Origin of the sequence: Clostridium sp. 19966, assembly GCF_032335695.1 — a bacterium.
Taxonomy (GTDB): Bacteria; Bacillota; Clostridia; order Clostridiales; family Clostridiaceae; genus JACTOJ01.
The window spans coordinates 160,964-177,090 of sequence record NZ_JACTOJ010000006.1 but is presented as its reverse complement, the minus strand read 5'-3'; the positions used below and the strand labels follow the sequence as shown (position 1 = coordinate 177,090).

The 16,127-nt window shown below is 33.9% G+C and carries 19 protein-coding genes; all 19 read left to right on the top strand.

Going from position 1 to position 16,127, the window contains the following annotated elements:
- Position 1 precedes the first annotated feature (1 nt).
- The 19 genes from IAI10_RS08460 (at position 2) to fliB (ending at position 16,124) form a co-directional block, all read left to right on the top strand.
- Entirely contained in the window at positions 2–2,041 is a 2,040-nt protein-coding gene (locus tag IAI10_RS08460) for a chemotaxis protein CheA (protein WP_315672867.1), read from the top strand.
- Positions 2,042–2,070: 29 nt separating this feature from the next.
- On the top strand, positions 2,071–2,673 hold the full coding sequence (locus tag IAI10_RS08455) for a chemotaxis protein CheC (protein WP_315672866.1): 603 nt from the start codon (positions 2,071–2,073) through the stop codon (positions 2,671–2,673).
- 27 nt (positions 2,674–2,700) lie between these two features.
- The gene (locus tag IAI10_RS08450) at positions 2,701–3,060 is read left to right on the top strand and encodes a response regulator (protein ID WP_315672865.1); all 360 of its coding nucleotides are present in this window, start codon (positions 2,701–2,703) and stop codon (positions 3,058–3,060) included.
- A 40-nt stretch (positions 3,061–3,100) separates the two neighbouring features.
- Positions 3,101–3,502, top strand: a complete 402-nt coding sequence (locus IAI10_RS08445; protein WP_315672864.1) for a chemotaxis protein CheW — start codon at positions 3,101–3,103, stop codon at positions 3,500–3,502.
- A gap of 20 nt (positions 3,503–3,522) precedes the next feature.
- Positions 3,523–4,521, top strand: a complete 999-nt coding sequence (gene fliM, locus IAI10_RS08440; RefSeq protein ID WP_315672863.1) for a flagellar motor switch protein FliM — start codon at positions 3,523–3,525, stop codon at positions 4,519–4,521.
- Positions 4,514–5,656 (top strand): flagellar motor switch phosphatase FliY, encoded by a 1,143-nt coding sequence (gene fliY, locus IAI10_RS08435; protein ID WP_315672862.1) that lies wholly within the window; start codon positions 4,514–4,516, stop codon positions 5,654–5,656. The genes fliM and fliY overlap by 8 nt, the downstream gene beginning before the upstream one ends.
- A gap of 137 nt (positions 5,657–5,793) precedes the next feature.
- Complete coding sequence (gene flgM, locus IAI10_RS08430) at positions 5,794–6,066, top strand: flagellar biosynthesis anti-sigma factor FlgM (protein WP_315672861.1); 273 nt, start codon at positions 5,794–5,796, stop codon at positions 6,064–6,066.
- Between the two features lies 1 nt (position 6,067).
- A complete protein-coding gene (locus tag IAI10_RS08425) occupies positions 6,068–6,475 on the top strand; it encodes a flagellar protein FlgN (RefSeq protein ID WP_315672860.1) in 408 nt (135 codons plus the stop codon).
- Positions 6,476–6,492: 17 nt separating this feature from the next.
- On the top strand, positions 6,493–8,292 hold the full coding sequence (gene flgK / locus IAI10_RS08420; RefSeq protein ID WP_315672859.1) for a flagellar hook-associated protein FlgK: 1,800 nt from the start codon (positions 6,493–6,495) through the stop codon (positions 8,290–8,292).
- A 20-nt stretch (positions 8,293–8,312) separates the two neighbouring features.
- Positions 8,313–9,323 carry a flagellar hook-associated protein FlgL gene (gene flgL, locus IAI10_RS08415; RefSeq protein WP_315672858.1) on the top strand — a complete coding sequence of 337 codons (1,011 nt, stop codon included), beginning with the start codon at positions 8,313–8,315 and terminating at the stop codon, positions 9,321–9,323.
- A 22-nt stretch (positions 9,324–9,345) separates the two neighbouring features.
- Positions 9,346–9,771, top strand: coding sequence for a flagellar assembly protein FliW (gene fliW, locus IAI10_RS08410; RefSeq protein ID WP_315672857.1), 426 nt, complete (start codon positions 9,346–9,348; stop codon positions 9,769–9,771).
- 4 nt (positions 9,772–9,775) lie between these two features.
- Positions 9,776–9,988 carry a carbon storage regulator CsrA gene (gene csrA, locus IAI10_RS08405; protein ID WP_315672856.1) on the top strand — a complete coding sequence of 71 codons (213 nt, stop codon included), beginning with the start codon at positions 9,776–9,778 and terminating at the stop codon, positions 9,986–9,988.
- A 31-nt stretch (positions 9,989–10,019) separates the two neighbouring features.
- Positions 10,020–10,391, top strand: a complete 372-nt coding sequence (locus IAI10_RS08400; protein WP_315672855.1) for a flagellar protein FlaG — start codon at positions 10,020–10,022, stop codon at positions 10,389–10,391.
- A 51-nt stretch (positions 10,392–10,442) separates the two neighbouring features.
- Positions 10,443–10,745, top strand: a complete 303-nt coding sequence (locus IAI10_RS08395; protein ID WP_315672854.1) for a hypothetical protein — start codon at positions 10,443–10,445, stop codon at positions 10,743–10,745.
- 7 nt (positions 10,746–10,752) lie between these two features.
- On the top strand, positions 10,753–11,148 hold the full coding sequence (fliS, locus tag IAI10_RS08390; protein WP_315672853.1) for a flagellar export chaperone FliS: 396 nt from the start codon (positions 10,753–10,755) through the stop codon (positions 11,146–11,148).
- A 30-nt stretch (positions 11,149–11,178) separates the two neighbouring features.
- On the top strand, positions 11,179–12,984 hold the full coding sequence (fliD, locus tag IAI10_RS08385) for a flagellar filament capping protein FliD (RefSeq protein ID WP_315672852.1): 1,806 nt from the start codon (positions 11,179–11,181) through the stop codon (positions 12,982–12,984).
- Positions 12,985–12,989: 5 nt separating this feature from the next.
- Positions 12,990–13,313, top strand: coding sequence for a hypothetical protein (locus IAI10_RS08380; protein ID WP_315672851.1), 324 nt, complete (start codon positions 12,990–12,992; stop codon positions 13,311–13,313).
- Positions 13,314–13,507: 194 nt separating this feature from the next.
- Positions 13,508–14,797 (top strand): flagellin, encoded by a 1,290-nt coding sequence (locus IAI10_RS08375; protein WP_315672850.1) that lies wholly within the window; start codon positions 13,508–13,510, stop codon positions 14,795–14,797.
- A 112-nt stretch (positions 14,798–14,909) separates the two neighbouring features.
- Positions 14,910–16,124, top strand: coding sequence for a flagellin lysine-N-methylase (gene fliB / locus IAI10_RS08370; protein ID WP_315672849.1), 1,215 nt, complete (start codon positions 14,910–14,912; stop codon positions 16,122–16,124).
- Positions 16,125–16,127: the final 3 nt, after the last annotated feature.

The window sequence follows — 16,127 nt, the reverse complement described above, 5'->3', positions numbered from 1 at the left end:
TATGGATACTCAACAATATATGTCAATGTTTTTAGAGGAATCAATGGATAATTTGCAGACACTAAATGAATCTTTACTTGAGCTTGAGCAGAATCCAGATGATAAAAATAAACTTAATGAGATATTTAGAGTAGCTCATACTATAAAGGGTATGGCAGCCACAATGGGGTTTAGTCAAATGGCTGAGCTCACACACAAGATGGAGGACGTATTAACAGAATTTAGAGAAGGTGTGCTTTCTGTAAACCAAAATGTTGTAACTGTTCTTTTTCAGTGTTTGGACACTTTGGAGGGTATGGTAAATACTATACAAGATGAAGGCAGTTTAAACAATGTGGATATTGAAAAAATAATGCAGTCCCTTCAATCCATAAGCGAAAGCAAAAATGATGAACCTATAGAAAGCAAAGAAATAGAAAAAGAAGCTGCACCTGTAAAAGCTGCAGTGGAACCTGGAGCTAAGCCAACTATTGCTTTAAATGAGTATGACGTAAATGTTATCCGCCAAGCTGGCTACAGAGGGTACAATGCTTATGAAATAAAGGTAATATTAAATAAGAATACTTTATTAAAATCCGCAAGAGCCTTTCTTGTATTTAAAACTTTAGAGGATAATGGTGAAATAATAAAGTCCATACCAAATACAGAGGATATAGAGAATGAGAATTTCGATTTTGAAATAGATCTTGTTTATGTATCTGAGAAAAACAAAGAATTTGTGTACAACAATATTAAGGGCATATCTGAAATTGATGAAGTAATAATTTCTGTGTTAGATTTAGGAAAACCATCAAGTGCTCCTGCTAAAGAAAATGCAGAAGTTAAGACCGAAGCTAAAAAAGCGGAAGCTCCTAAGCCAAAGGCTGATGCAAAGAAGCAGCCTGAAAAAGAAGCTTCTCCACAGCATAAAAAGGCTCATCAATCCGTAAGAGTTGATTTGGAAAGACTAGATAAATTTATGAACATGGTTTCTGAGCTTGTAATTAATAGAACAAGATTAGAAAAGATAAGTTCTAACTATAAATTAGCTGAACTTAACGAAACCTTGGAACAGGTAGCAAGAACTACATCAGATTTACAAGATCTTGTTATGAAGATAAGAATGCTTCCAGTGGATATAGTATTCAATAGATTCCCAAGACTTATCAGAGATTTATCTGTGGAGCTTAACAAAGAAATTAATTTTGTAATGCAGGGTGCTGATACTGAACTTGACAGAACAGTTATTGATGAAATTGGAGAACCGCTGATTCATCTTTTAAGAAATGCAGCAGACCACGGTGTTGAAAGTAAGGAAGACAGAGAAAAATCTGGTAAGAATCCTGTAGGAACAATAAAATTAAGCGCTTATCAGGAAGGAACTAAAGCTGTTATCAAGGTTGAAGATGATGGTGCTGGCATAAACTTAGAAAAAGTAAAAGCTAAAGCCGAAAAGGTTGGTATAAGCACCGAAGGAATGTCAGATAATGATATAAAAAATCTTATATTTGCCCAAGGATTTAGTACCAGCGAACAGGTAACAGATATTTCTGGAAGAGGGGTTGGTATGGATGTTGTAAAAACTAAAGTATCTAGCCTTGGGGGAACTTTAGATTTAGTAAGTGAAGAAGGAAAAGGTTCAGCCTTCATTATAAAACTGCCTTTGACTCTTCAAATAATTCAATCCCTATTGGTTAATATAGGAACAGAAACCTTTGCTATTTCTTTAGCTTACATTGACAGAGTTATTGATTTCAAGGAAGAAATGGTTAAAAAGACTAACAATAAAGAGGTCATAGTATATAGAGATAGTGTAATTCCGTTTGTAAGAGTTAATGAAAAATTAAAAATAGATAGCGGCGATAACAAGAACAAATATGTTGTTATTGCTAAGGTTGGAGATAAGACTACAGGACTTTTAGTGGATTCACTTCTTGGACAGCAGGAAATAGTAATAAAACCTCTAGGCAAGACCTTAAGCAAGGTAAAAGAATATATAGGTGCTACTATTTTAGGAGATGGTCTCGTTACTCTTATATTAGATGCAGCAGCTATGATTTAATTTATCTATAAACATCAAGGAGGATATTTATGGAGAGTTTAGATTTTAATGATGCACAGTTGGATGCCTTGGCAGAAGTGGGTAATATAGGAGCAGGTAATGCTGCAACGGCTTTATCACAGCTTATAAACAAAAAAGTTGATATGACAGTACCATCAATAAACGTTATTCCTTTCACTGAAATATTTAATAGAATAGGTGGAGAAGAATTAGTAATTGGAGTTATTGTAAGAGTTCTTGGTGATGCACCTGGAAATATATTGTTCATTTTTGATTTTGATACAGCCATGAATCTGGTAGAGCTTTTAACAGGTAAAAGAGATACCGAGCTTACTGAGCTTGGCACATCTGCCCTGTGTGAAGTAGGAAATATAGTGTCAGGATCTTATATGAACGCCATATCAAGATTTGCTAATGTTTCAATAATGCCATCAGTACCAGCTATAACATATGATATGCTGGGGGCCATACTTTCAACTACTTTTATTGAAGCAGGACAGTATGAGGAGTATGCTTTAGATATTGAAACTATGTTTTTAAATGAAGATGCAAAAAACATTGGAGGACATTTTTATTTTGTCCCTGTTCCAGGATCCCTGGAAAAAATATTAAGCTCTTTAGGAGTAAAGTAATATTATATAATTCAAGGAGGATTAAAAATGGCAAAAGTATTAATTGTTGATGATGCTGCTTTTATGAGAATGATGATAAAGGATATATTAGAGAAGAATGGATATGAAGTTGTTGGAGAAGCTAACAATGGTATTAAGGCTGTAGAACTATATAAGAAAGAGAAGCCTGACATAGTAACTATGGACATAACAATGCCTGATATGGATGGAATTGAAGCTGTAAAGCAGATTAAAGCTTTTGATGGTGCGGCTAAGGTTATAATGTGCAGCGCTATGGGGCAGCAGACTATGGTTATGGATGCTATAAAAGCAGGAGCAAGAGATTTTATAGTTAAGCCATTCCAGGCAGATAGAGTTTTAGAAGCAGTTAAAAAAGCTTTGGGCTAAAATAAAATAAGAATCTATAAAGATTTGGGAGGTGAGTCGCATGCAAATTATTATATTTAAGCTAAATGAAGAACTATTTGCAGTTGAAACTTCTAAGGTTCAGGGAATAGAAAATTCTATGGAAATAACAAAGGTGCCTACAGCTCCAGGCTACATAAAGGGACTAATCAACTTAAGGGGAAATGTTATTTCTCTTTTGGATATAGATATGCTTTTGGACATTAACAAATTGGATAAAGAAAAGAACAGCATTATTATATTGAACATGAATGAAGAACTAGTAGGAATAGCTGTTGATGATGTCAGTGAAGTCATGGAAATATCTGATAAGAAGATAGAAAAGGTTCAGGAAGATAGGACTAGACCATATATTAAAGGCGTTATAAATCTAGAGGATAATTTAGTTACTCTAGTGGATGTTGATGAACTAAAATTAAACTAGTTACGAAATGAGGGAAAACTATGGCAGAAGTTTTATCGCAGGGTGAGATAGACGCTCTATTATCTGCTTTGTCATCTGGCGAATTACAGCCGGATGAACTTCCTGGTAAGGATGAAGAAAAACAAAAGGTAAAACTATATGATTTCAGAAGCCCACAAAAGTTTTCTAAAGATCATCTGAGAACTCTAGAACTTATACACGACAATTTTGCAAGAATCATATCAAATTATTTAACAGCACAAGTTAGAACGAATGTAAAAGTTAATATTGAATCAGTGGAGCAAATCACATACGAAGAATTTATACATTCAGTACCTAATCCAACTATTTTGACTATATTTAAAATGCCTCCGCTTAATGGTACAATATTGTTTGAGACTAATCCAGCCTTCGTATATCAGATTATTGATATACTTTTAGGAGGAACTGGAGATAAGAAATCAAAAGTTAGAGAATTTACGGATATCGATAAAAACATAATAAGGCATGTAAATGAAGGATTAATATCTAATTTAAAGCTTGCGTGGGAAGAAATTATGCATGTTCAGCCAGAAATTGAAGGAATAGAAACTAATCCTGCTTTAAACCAGACATTAGCACCACATGAGCCTGTGGCACTTATAACTTTCTCAGTTGAAATAGGCAATAATACTACTTTTATTAATATTTGTATACCATATATTTCTATAGAGAAAGTTATGGATAAATTAGTATTCCAGTATTGGTTTGAGCAGGGAGATGATCAATCCCTTTTAGAGTCCAGAGAAAAGCTTAAAAACAGATTGAATGTTATAAACGTTGATCTTACTGCGGTTTTAGGCCAGGCGAAGGTTACTGTGGATGAGTTCTTGAAGCTCACTGTAGGAGATGTGATACCTTTGAATCAAAGGATTGTGAATCCTGTAGTGCTTATGGCTGAGGATGAAAGAATATATTACGGAAAACCAGGTGTTATTGGTAAAAACATGGGGATTGAGATTCTAGATATTATAAGTAAGGATGTGGATTTATATGAGTAATGGATTCCTTTCTCAGGAAGAAATAGATTCTCTTCTTAATGGCGGAGCAGCAGCTTCTACACCTGATACTGCAGAACCTCAGCAAGAAGAGATTTTATCAGATATAGAAAAAGATTTACTTGGTGAAGTTGGTAATATATCAATGGGGTCAGCTTCAACAGCATTATCTCAAATATTAAATCAGCCAGTTAACATAACTACACCAGTAGTTACTCTAACTACCTTTGATGAACTTACTGATACCTTTGAAGTTCCTAATATAGCGGTGGCAGTAGAATATGTTACTGGAATAATAGGAAAAAACCTATTGGTAATGAAATCTCAAGATGCGGCTGTAATTGCCAGCCTTATGATGGGCGGAGATGGTAAGGTTCAAGTGGCTGAACTTACCGAAATAGAAGAAAGCGCAGTATCGGAAGCTATGAATCAGATGATAGGTTCTGCTGCTACCTCTATGGCTACAATGTTTGCCAGAGAGGTTAATATATCTCCACCTAATGCTATGATATGGCATAAAAATGATGAGATTAATGTAGAGGATATGGATCCTAAGGAAACCATTGTTAAGGTATCCTTTAGATTGACCATCGGAGACTTGGTAGATAGCAATATAATGCAGATACTTCCAGTTACTACTGCTAAAAAAATAGTATCCATCATGATGGGAAAAGAAGAGCAGGAAACTAAAGAGACTGTTGAAGTTAAAGCAGCGCCTTCTTCTAAAAACATAGCAAGCGAGCAGCCTAAAGAGATAGAAACAAGAAATGAAAATAATTACTACTATGAAGAAGAGCAACCTCAAAGAAAGCCATCTGTAGAAGTTCATAGAGCTGATTTTCAGCCTCTTGAAAGCCGTCAGGTTTATTCTCAGCCTAAGAACATAGATTTAATTATGGATGTTCCGCTGGATATATCAGTAGTTCTAGGAAGAACAAAGAAAAGTATAAAAGATATATTAGCTCTTGGAACAGGGTCCTTAATTGAATTAGATAAATTAGCAGAAGAACCAGTAGAGATATTGGTTAATGGAAAGAGAGTAGCTTATGGCGAAGTAGTAGTAGTAGATGAAAACTTTGGAGTGAGAATAACCAGCATTGTAAATAGCGAAGAAAGAATAAAATCTTTAGGAAAGTAAAAAATACTAAAATTAGAAAATATCTCATTAGCAGGAAAAATATTATGAGCTGATGAGATATTTTTGTTATTTAAAGTATAAACTTTTGTTCACTGTGCACGATAATAAGATTAAAGGAAGTATACGGAGGTAGCGGCATGAAAATAGATGGAGTTGGATCCAGCAAAATTATAAATATATATAACAAAGTCAGCAAAAGAGAACAAGTGCCTCAAAAAAACAATGGTACAGATAGCATAGAAATATCCTCTGCAGGAAAGAGCTTAAGCAGCTTTTCTGTAGAAAAGGATTATACATCTTCTGAAAAAAGACTTGAAGAGTTAAGAAACAGTATAAGTCAGGGAACTTACAATGTAAATGCAAAACTTATAGCTCAGGGGATAGTAGAATCTATAAAAGGAGAGAAATAGGATGCAGTCTATCAAAGAGATATTAATAAAAGAATCAGAAGCACTAAAGAGTCTTTTGTCTCTTCTTGAGAAACAGCACAAATTGCTTCTAGAAAATGATTTATTTGCTATTGACAGCATGACAAATGAAATAAGAGCAGTAAATAAAGTGATTGCAGAGTCGGAAGTGGAAAGAAGAAAACTAACTCAAGGAAGAAATATGAGTGACATAATAAGCTCTGAAAAGGATATGGAGTTAGAACAAAGCTATAGGCATATAAAAAATATATTATTTAATCTTCAAGTCCAAAAGGATAGCAATGAAGCTTTGATAAAGCAAGGACTTGGTTTTACTACCAGAATGCTTAAGGTTTTAAACCCTGATAGGAGAACAAAAACCTATAATTCTACTGGTAAAATGGGCAGATAATGAGAGGATGGTAATAGATGTCAGGATTGTTTTCAACATTTAATATAGCAAAAAGCGGAATGTTTACTCAACAGAAAGCTATTGATGTAACTTCCCATAATATTGCAAATGCCAATACGGATGGATATTCCAGGCAGAGAGCAAATATAGAAACCACAAGGCCTTTTAGCGATGGAAGTGCTGGTCAGCTGGGAACGGGAGCGCAGGTAAGTTCCATAGATAGAATACGAGATTCTTTCCTAGATTATCAGGTAAGAAATGAAACTAGTACCTATGGAACCTATAATACTAGAAATGATATATTGGGACAAGTACAGAATATATTTAACGAGCCTACTAATTCAGGAATAGGAAGCCTTATAGATAAGTTTTTTAGTTCTTGGTCACAGCTTTCAAAGCAGCCTCAAAGCTCGGATGCCAGAACCGTGGTAGCTCAACAGTCAGTAGCTTTGACAGATGAGTTAAATCATACTTATTCTCAGCTAAAAGACCTTCAAGATAATAATAATGATTTGATAAAAAATTCAGTATTTCAGACTAACAGCATATTGAATCAGTTAGATGCTTTAAATTCTCAGATCATAGGAGTAGAGGCCCAAGGAAATTCTCCTAATGACCTTATGGACAAGCGAGATAGCCTTTTGGATCAGTTAAGTGAACAATTCGGTATAACTATTGATAAGAAATCCTTTGGCGGAGTAGACGTAAAACCAACGGATAGTGATGGAGTCTTATATCCTCAGCTAGTTCAAGCTGAGAATCCTCAAGACGAAAAAAGACTTGCCTATGTGAGTGGCATAGATAAGGATACTTCCGATCCAACTGGGAATACTTATATTATTACTTTTTATAAAAACGGTGATATGTCTAGTGATGATAACAAAAGAACCTTAAAGGTTACTGGACTTACCAGCGACGATATTAAAAATATTCAATATTCCAGAACATTATGGACTGATAAAGACGGCAATGCTATAAAAGGAGATGGAGCGCCAATAAACAATGGCGAAACTATAGATGCACCTTTGTTAACTACCTTTCAGCCAACCACCGGAAATTTAAATGGATATTCAAGTTCTACAAAGGATATAGATTCTTATATAGATCAGTTAAATAAATTGGCAAAGGTATTAGCTTTTTCAGTTAATTCTATAGAAAGCGGTAAATCTGACGCTGCGGATGATCCACTCCCTTTCTTTGTAAATAGCGATACTGCAAAATATAATAATAGCGACTCATCAATAAGCAATTTGAGCGATGTTTTAAATAGTGAAAGCGAAATAACTGCAGGAAATATATCTGTAAATAAGCAGTTGGTTAAGGATGTAATGCAAATTAAAACAAGGACTCACGATGATCAGTATGCTAAAGAGTCTGACAATACGCAGGATGGTGAATCTGATGGAGCAAGGGCTTCCGCTATAGCCTCTCTTCAGAATACATTGCTGACTATTCAAAATATAGGAATATCAGTTAACAGCAGAGCTGATTTGTTTGATGCTTCCAAGGGTGGATCCACACTTACTAATAATGGTATGACTATATCCAGCAATCAAAATGGTATGACCATGGATTCATATTTTAAAAATACAGTAGATAAATTAGGAGAGCAAACTCAAGAAGCCACAAGAATAACTTCTAATCAGAGCAATTTGCTTGACAGCTTAAATCAATCAAGAATGAGTGTGTCTGGTGTTTCACTTGATGAGGAAATGGCTAACCTAATTCAATTTCAGCACGCATATCAAGCTAGCGCTAAAGTCATATCTACAGTAGATGAACTTTTAGATGTGGTAATAAACGGGTTGAAAAAATAGTATAAGGAGTGAATTTTTTTATGAGAGTTACAAATAGTATGCTTGCCGCCAATTATCTTAATGATATGAATAGAAATCTTCAAAACATGCAGACTTTGCAGCAGCAGTTGTCTTCTGGAAAGGAAATAAGCAAACCTTCAGATGATCCTTTTAAGACTGCAAGAATAATGCAGATCAATACCAATATAAGCGCTAATGCACAGTATAATCAGAATATAAAGGATGCTTCTTCTTGGCTTGACGCTACTGATACTTCACTAAATCAGGTGGGAAATGTGCTTCAGAGAGTTAAGGAACTTTTAGTTTCAGCTGGTAACACTACCTATGGAAGCGAGGAGAGAAAATCCATAAAGGATGAAATAAACCAGCAGGTGGGGCAGCTATCCCAAATATTAAATACTAATTTTGATGGTAAATATGTATTTGGAGGTACTAGAGGTACTAGCAAACCTACCAATATAGATGCAGACAGCAATGGGAACAATGAAATATTCTATTGCGATAGGGATGGAAATAAAATTACAAATCCTACTGATCCACAGATTACAATGATTAAATCAGATTTGACTACAGAGGTGTCACAGGGAGTATCTATAGACTACAATGTTTCTGCTGGTGACGTGCTTGAGTTTACTAATGAAAGCGGAAAATCTGTAGATGTAATGTCTTTATTAAACGGTATATTGACTCATCTGGATGATAAGAAGACAGCAGCAGAAGCAGCAGACCCTACGGATACCACCTCTCCTTTAGATAAACTAACAGGAAGCGATTCCCAGGGGATTTTAGATGCATTAAATCATGTACTTACCTTAAGGTCTGAGGTTGGAGCTAAGCAAAACAGAATGGACAGTGCTCAGCAAAAAAATGAAGATGAGAGCACCAATCTCACAGCACTCTTATCCAGCACTCAGGACATAGATTTTACAGAGAAGGTAATGAAGTATACTACTGCACAGACAGTATACACCGCAGCTCTTCAGACTAGTGCCAGGGTTATACAACCTACCCTTATGGACTATTTAAGATAGAAGCGGCGCATAGGAGGTAAGCATGGAGATAGAAACTAGATTTCATGGAAAAATAAATTTTGATGAAAATAAAATTATAACCTTCAACAAAGGATTGCCAGGGCTTGAGCAGCTTCATAAATTTATTTTGTTTCCCGTTGAGGGAAATGGCAGCTTTAGCATATTACACTCTGTAGAAGATATGGATATAGCATTAGTTGTTACGTCACCTTTTAATATCATAAAGGACTATGAATTTGAGATAGATGACACTATTGTAGAGGAGCTAAAAATTATAGATGCTAAAAATGTATTAGTATTAAGTACAGTTAGTATTTACAGACAAAAAGAAAAAATAACCACAAATTTAAAGGCTCCCATAATTATTAATATGGAAAGTAACTTAGGGGAACAATTAATACTGGATAATGAAAAATATATTATAAAATACCCTATATTTCAGGAGTGATATTATGCTTGTTATAACTCGAAAAAAAGGTGAAGCTATATTAATTGGAGATGATATAGAGATTACAGTTATAAAACTGGATGATGGTTCTGTAAAATTAGCTATAGATGCTCCGAGAAGCGTGTCTATTCTCCGTAAGGAACTTTACAATGAAGTGGTGGAAGAAAACAAAAAGGCATCTAATATAGATCCAAGTTTATTAAAAAACTTAAAATAGTATTTCATTAAATTATTTCAAGGAGGAAAATATGGAAGTTTTAAACAATGGCCAAGGAGGGTCACTTCAAATTATTAATGCAAATACGACGGATAAAGTTATTGGGCAGGATGGAAATAATAATATTTCACAAGATAAAAATGCAGGCAATATCACCTCTGACAAAAACGATAATATAAAAGAGGAAGATGTTAAGAAAGCTGTGGAAAAATTAAATAAGGTATTGGAAGATAAGAGTACCTATTTTGAATATTCCTTTGATAAAAGATTCAATCAAATAGTCATAGCTGTAAAGGATAAGGATACCAATAAAGTAGTACAGGAATTGCCTCCAAAGAAGATATTGGACTTGGTAGCAAAAATGTGCGAAATGGCTGGACTATTAATAGATAAAAAGGCATGATGGCTACTAATAATTATCGCTTTAAGATATCGCAGGGATGGCGGTGATATTATGGAAATAAAATTCAATAAAATTGACCCTGATTTAAGGCAGAGAATAAATGATAAGACAAAAGAAGGGGTAATTCATAGAAAAGAAGAAATATCAATAGAACAGGATAAGCATAACGAAGAGCAGGATAGGCGCGGCAAAAATAAAAAAAACAATAAGAAATTTAGTCTTACAAAATATGTTAACAAGAAAATAAATATAAATGCAGTAAAGGTAGTAGAGTATAAAGTAACAGCTGAAAGAAGTGAGGAAACAAATAAAGCTTCTGACAGTAGAGGAATATTTATAGATTCTAGGAGGTAATATAATTATGTCAGCAAATAATCCCTACAGCGTATACAAAAGCAACAGTGTAAATTATGCTTCCAAGGAGCAGCTACTACTTATGCTGGTAGATGGTGCTGTAAAATACTCAAAAATCGGTAGACAAGCACTCGTAGATAACGACATGGTAAAGGCGCATAAGCATCTGGTTACAACACAAGAAATATTTGCTGAGCTCATGGCTTCTTTAGATTTAAGCAAGTCTGGTGAGTGGGGAAAGCAGCTTATGATGGTTTACGATTTTATTCATACAAAGCTAGTAGAAGCAAATATAAAGAAAAGTGTTGAAATATTGGATTCAATAATACCCTTGATTGAAGATATAAGAGACACCTGGTATGAGGCAGAAAAACTTTCAAAGGTTCAAGCACAAGCAAAATAAAACTTTTTAATAAAGAAAGGAGTGATTTGGATGAATATAAATTCAAGTACATCATCCAGCACGTCATCAGCATCAAACTCATCAGGCTATTATAATAGAATTACAGGTTTAGCATCAGGACTTGATACTGATTCTATTGTAAAATCAATGATGCAGGCGGATCAAACAAAAATAGATAAGGCCAATCAACAAAAACAATTATTAGGCTTTCAGCAGAGTGCCTATAGAGACATTATTTCAGACGTGAGAGATTTTTATTCAAAATATTTGGATATGGCAAACTCAGATACTAATTTGATTCTTTCTACCAATTACTCAAGTTCTACCTTTACAACAAGTGATACAAGCGGTGCTGTCACTGCTGAAGGTTTGGCAGGGGCTCAGGTGGGCAATTATAAGGTACAGGTAAACAGTTTGGCAACAAAAGCAAACCTTGCTTTTAATAATTTAAGTAGTTTTGAGGGTAAATCTACTACAATCAGTATTAATGGAAAAAGTATTTCATTGGACTTAACTTCTGTTAAAGATGACACTTCAGCTATGACAGCTATTAATAATGCTATAAGCAATTCCGGAGTAGATGCTAAGCTGGTTAAAAGTGATTTAACAGGAAAGTATATACTTCAAACAAATCAGACTGGAAATGGACAGAGTATATCTTTCTCAACCAGTTCAACCAGTTCAAATATCGTTACAGATGTAAATAGTCTTGCAGGAAAGCATGTAAAGATTAGCGCTGGAGCTTCAACAGTAGATGTGGACTTAACAGGTGCGGTAACTGATACTCAAATTAGAACGGCTATAACAAATGCATTGAGTGCCCAAAATATTACTAATATAACTGTAGATAACGGTACTGGAAATCCTATTACTATAAATGGTGGTACAGATAGCTTAAGTTTATCCACTAGCTATGATGATACAACTTTTACTGCTGGTATAACCGCCAGTGCTACTAGTCAGGTTATGTTCAGCGAAGGCGAAAATTTGAATGTAAATGTTACAGACTCCTATGGTAATACAGTTAATAATAAATATTACACCAGCAATTCCTTTACAATAGATAGTGTTAAATTTACAGCTTCCGATGTTACTTCTTCTCCTGTTTCCTTTGCAGGTAAGACAGATGTAACAGATTTAAAAAAGAGAATAACTGATTTTGTTACAGATTATAACAAACTCATAGATACAATAAATACTAAGCTGCAAGAAAAAAAGAATAATGATTATCCTCCATTAACGGATGCACAAAGGGCTCAAATGACCACGGATCAGATTACTCAGTGGGAAACTAAAACCAAGGAAGGACTTCTTAGAAATGATGACTACCTTACTAATATAGTAAATCAACTGAGAAGTTCAATAAATACTGCGGTAAGCGGCTCAACACTAAAATACACTGATTTAGGAATAGACTTTACAAATGATTATACAAAACCAGGAGAGCTAACTATTGACGATACTAAACTTACTACAGCCTTAGAAAATAATCCTGATCAAGTATTAAAGCTATTTACTAGTACCTCAAATAGTGATGATACTAACACAAAGTTTAAAGAAAGCGGCATAATGCAGAGATTTAGTAGCCTGCTGTATGATAATGTTTATAGTTCAGACTCTGAAATTCTAAAAAAAGCTGGTTATGATGGTTCAGCAACTTTTTACAATAATGATTTACAGACACAAATTGATGCTCAAACTAAACTTATTTCAGATCTTAAAGAGCAATTTACTGAGAAACAGACCGCGTTATATCAAAAATTTGCAAATTTAGAATCATTAATGAATAGTTATAATACTCAATCCAGTTATCTAACTTCAATGTTAGGATCGTGATAAAAATGGATTATCTAAAATCAGCCATGGATTTAGAAAAAAAACTGCTTGAATTGCTGCAAGAAGAGAAATTTAAGGAATTTAATGCTCTATTGCAGAAAAGAGAAGATTTTTATAGAGACTATGCTGAGAATAATCCAGATGAAATGAGGAAAGTTTTAAATTCTTTAGAATTTAAAAGTATGTCTGAAGCTATAAATAAAGAAGGTTTGCAGCAAAAAGAGAAAATTAAACAAGAAATAAAAGATTTAAATTTATCACAAAAGGCTGCATTATCCTATAGGCAAAATTCCCCAAGGATAAATAGCTTTTTTTCAACTAAAATTTAAAATATAAAAAAATTAAAAAAAGTTTTAAAAAGGTATAAAGTAAATAAATTAAGCTACGATATATTTAATATAAGGAACAGAAATTAAAAAAACTGATCTTTAATGTCAAAGTTAGTAAGCTCAAAGAGCTTAACTATAAATAATTAATATAGTGGAAAAGGATGTCCACTTTAAAAATCAAGGAGGAATTTATTATGGTAATCAATCACAATTTAGCAGCTTCTAATGCTATCAGAAACATGAACATTAACTCAAACAGTGCTAGCAAGTCTATGCAGAAACTTTCTTCAGGTCTTGCAATTAACAGTGCAGCAGATAATGCAGCTGGACTTGCAATATCAGAAAAAATGAGAGGCCAGATAAGAGGTCTTGATCAGGCTTCAAGCAATGCACAAGATGGTATTTCTTTAATTCAAACAGCTGAAGGTGCATTAAATGAAACTCACTCAATCCTTCAAAGAGTTAGAGAACTAGCAGTTCAATCTGCTTCAGATACTAACACAGCTTCAGATAGACAATCTATACAGAAGGAAGTTGACCAGCTTGGTAATGAAATATCAAGAATAGGCGATACTACTCAGTTCAATACTCAGAAGTTACTTGATGGAAGCTTCTCAGGTTCTTTCCAGATAGGAGCTAACCAGAATCAGTCTATGGCTTTAAACGTAGGAGATATGAGAAGTAATGCACTTGGCATAACAGGGGATGTTACTGCTGCTATAACAGGAAATGGAGCTGTTACTGCCGGAGCATCAACAACAACAGATATTAAGGTTGGAACTTACAGTGTAAGCGAAACAACAACACTTGGAAGTACTACTCCTACTTATAGCTTAATTGATTCTACTGGATCAGTTGTTGCTACAAGCGCTGATGGTAAAACATATAAGAATACTGCTGACAATACTAACACAATTGTATTCGCTCAAAATGTTGTATCAGGACAAGTGAATGTTACTTCTGCTACAGCAGCAACAGCTGATTATTCCTTTGGTGCTACAGCTAATAAGAGTCTTCAAGCAGGAACATATACTTGGGATGGTACTAGTTCTTTATTAGATCAATCTGGTAATGTAGTTGCAAGCGCTGCAGACGGTAAGACTTTCAAAGATGGAGCAGGTAATGCTGTTTTAACATTAACTCAAGCATTAACTGCAACTGATAACAAAGTAGTTGTACATGGTGTGGATGTATCAAATAAAGATGCTGCAAATAAGGCTATAACTACAATTCAAAAGGCTTTAGATAAGGTTTCAGAGCAGCGTTCAAGCTTAGGTGCTTACCAGAACAGATTAGAGCACACAATCAATAACTTAGGAACATCTTCTGAAAACTTAACTTCAGCTGAGTCAAGAATAAGAGACGTTGATATGGCTAAAGAAATGTCAACTTTCTCAAAGAACAATATTCTTTCTCAGGCTGCTCAAGCTATGCTTGCTCAAGCAAATCAGCAGCCACAGCAGGTTCTTCAGTTATTAAGATAATTTTTAACACCATAAAAGAGACCTTAACTTGTGTAAGGTCTCTTTTATTATATAAGGATTTATTATATAATTAATGATACAAAAGTTATAATGAAAGGTGTGGTGTTGAAAAATGAAAAAAATAATATCGTTAAAGCCACAATATATGAAGCAGTTTCAATGTACAGGTGCTAAATGTGAAGATAATTGTTGCTATGGTTGGAGAATAAGCTTAGATGAAAGTACCTATAAGAAATATAAAAGAATTCCTAATGTAGCCATTGGTAAGAATATTACAAGAAATCGTTCGAATCCTTTATTTGAAGACTATGGAAAAATAAAGCTGAAGAAGGATGGATACTGCCCTTTTTTTGAGGATGATAAATTATGTGGTATACAAAAGCAATATGGGGTAGGGTATCTTTCAAATACATGTATGACTTACCCGAGAATCACCAATGTGATTAATGGAGTCTACGAAAAATCATTGGTGCTTTCTTGCCCAGAGGCTACAAAATTGATTTTATTTGATTCAAATATTATGGAATTTGATGAAGAAGAAGAATCAGCAGATATTCAAAATAATATTATAAAAAAAATAAATGCAGATAGCACTTTAGTGGAGTATTTTTGGAAGTTAAGAATATTTACAATAACTCTTATTCAAAATAGACAGTATTCTGTAGCTGACAGATTAATTATTTTAGGTATATTTATGAAAAAAATTCAGGAATGCTTGGATAATAAGGAAATAGAGAAAGTATCAGAGATAATAGAGAGTTTTAATAATATTATTGAAGAAGGAAGCTTGAAAGAAAGCCTTGAAAATATTCCTACGAATTTAACAATTCAGATGGAGCTGATGAAGGAATTTAATGATGGAAGGTTTTCTATAGGGTTCGCAAAAAATTCTCAGCCATATATACAATGCGTTGCGGAATGCTTAAATGGAATTGAATACACTGAAGATGCGAAGGTTGAGGAAATAGCAGAAAGATATAAAAACGCATATATCAATTATTTTGAACCATTCTTTAGTGAGCATGAATATATTTTAGAAAATTATATTGTGAATCATGTATTTGGAGATTTATTTCCCATAGAATCAAAGGGCGAGGTTTTTGATGCCTATATTAAATTGGTTATTAATTATTCCCTTGTAAAAATGCTTTTGATCGGAATGTCAGCATTTAATAAAAAATTAGATGAAGCACTTATTGTTAGATTAGTGTATTCATATTCCAGAGCGATAGAGCATAATAAGGTGTTTTTTAACAATGCATTTAATTTATTTAAGGAAAAAGGTTATAATACTATGCCGTATATGTCTATATTAATTAAAAATTAATGT

Excerpts from the sequence above, each read along its gene's own strand:
- IAI10_RS08460 (WP_315672867.1), top strand. The coding sequence starts at position 2 with ATGGATACTCAACAATATATGTCAATGTTTTTAGAGGAATCAATGGAT.
- IAI10_RS08455 (WP_315672866.1), top strand. The coding sequence starts at position 2,071 with ATGGAGAGTTTAGATTTTAATGATGCACAGTTGGATGCCTTGGCAGAA.
- IAI10_RS08450 (WP_315672865.1), top strand. The coding sequence starts at position 2,701 with ATGGCAAAAGTATTAATTGTTGATGATGCTGCTTTTATGAGAATGATG.
- IAI10_RS08445 (WP_315672864.1), top strand. The coding sequence starts at position 3,101 with ATGCAAATTATTATATTTAAGCTAAATGAAGAACTATTTGCAGTTGAA.
- fliM (WP_315672863.1), top strand. The coding sequence starts at position 3,523 with ATGGCAGAAGTTTTATCGCAGGGTGAGATAGACGCTCTATTATCTGCT.
- fliY (WP_315672862.1), top strand. The coding sequence starts at position 4,514 with ATGAGTAATGGATTCCTTTCTCAGGAAGAAATAGATTCTCTTCTTAAT.
- flgM (WP_315672861.1), top strand. The coding sequence starts at position 5,794 with ATGAAAATAGATGGAGTTGGATCCAGCAAAATTATAAATATATATAAC.
- IAI10_RS08425 (WP_315672860.1), top strand. The coding sequence starts at position 6,068 with ATGCAGTCTATCAAAGAGATATTAATAAAAGAATCAGAAGCACTAAAG.
- flgK (WP_315672859.1), top strand. The coding sequence starts at position 6,493 with ATGTCAGGATTGTTTTCAACATTTAATATAGCAAAAAGCGGAATGTTT.
- flgL (WP_315672858.1), top strand. The coding sequence starts at position 8,313 with ATGAGAGTTACAAATAGTATGCTTGCCGCCAATTATCTTAATGATATG.
- fliW (WP_315672857.1), top strand. The coding sequence starts at position 9,346 with ATGGAGATAGAAACTAGATTTCATGGAAAAATAAATTTTGATGAAAAT.
- csrA (WP_315672856.1), top strand. The coding sequence starts at position 9,776 with ATGCTTGTTATAACTCGAAAAAAAGGTGAAGCTATATTAATTGGAGAT.
- IAI10_RS08400 (WP_315672855.1), top strand. The coding sequence starts at position 10,020 with ATGGAAGTTTTAAACAATGGCCAAGGAGGGTCACTTCAAATTATTAAT.
- IAI10_RS08395 (WP_315672854.1), top strand. The coding sequence starts at position 10,443 with ATGGAAATAAAATTCAATAAAATTGACCCTGATTTAAGGCAGAGAATA.
- fliS (WP_315672853.1), top strand. The coding sequence starts at position 10,753 with ATGTCAGCAAATAATCCCTACAGCGTATACAAAAGCAACAGTGTAAAT.
- fliD (WP_315672852.1), top strand. The coding sequence starts at position 11,179 with ATGAATATAAATTCAAGTACATCATCCAGCACGTCATCAGCATCAAAC.
- IAI10_RS08380 (WP_315672851.1), top strand. The coding sequence starts at position 12,990 with ATGGATTATCTAAAATCAGCCATGGATTTAGAAAAAAAACTGCTTGAA.
- IAI10_RS08375 (WP_315672850.1), top strand. The coding sequence starts at position 13,508 with ATGGTAATCAATCACAATTTAGCAGCTTCTAATGCTATCAGAAACATG.
- fliB (WP_315672849.1), top strand. The coding sequence starts at position 14,910 with ATGAAAAAAATAATATCGTTAAAGCCACAATATATGAAGCAGTTTCAA.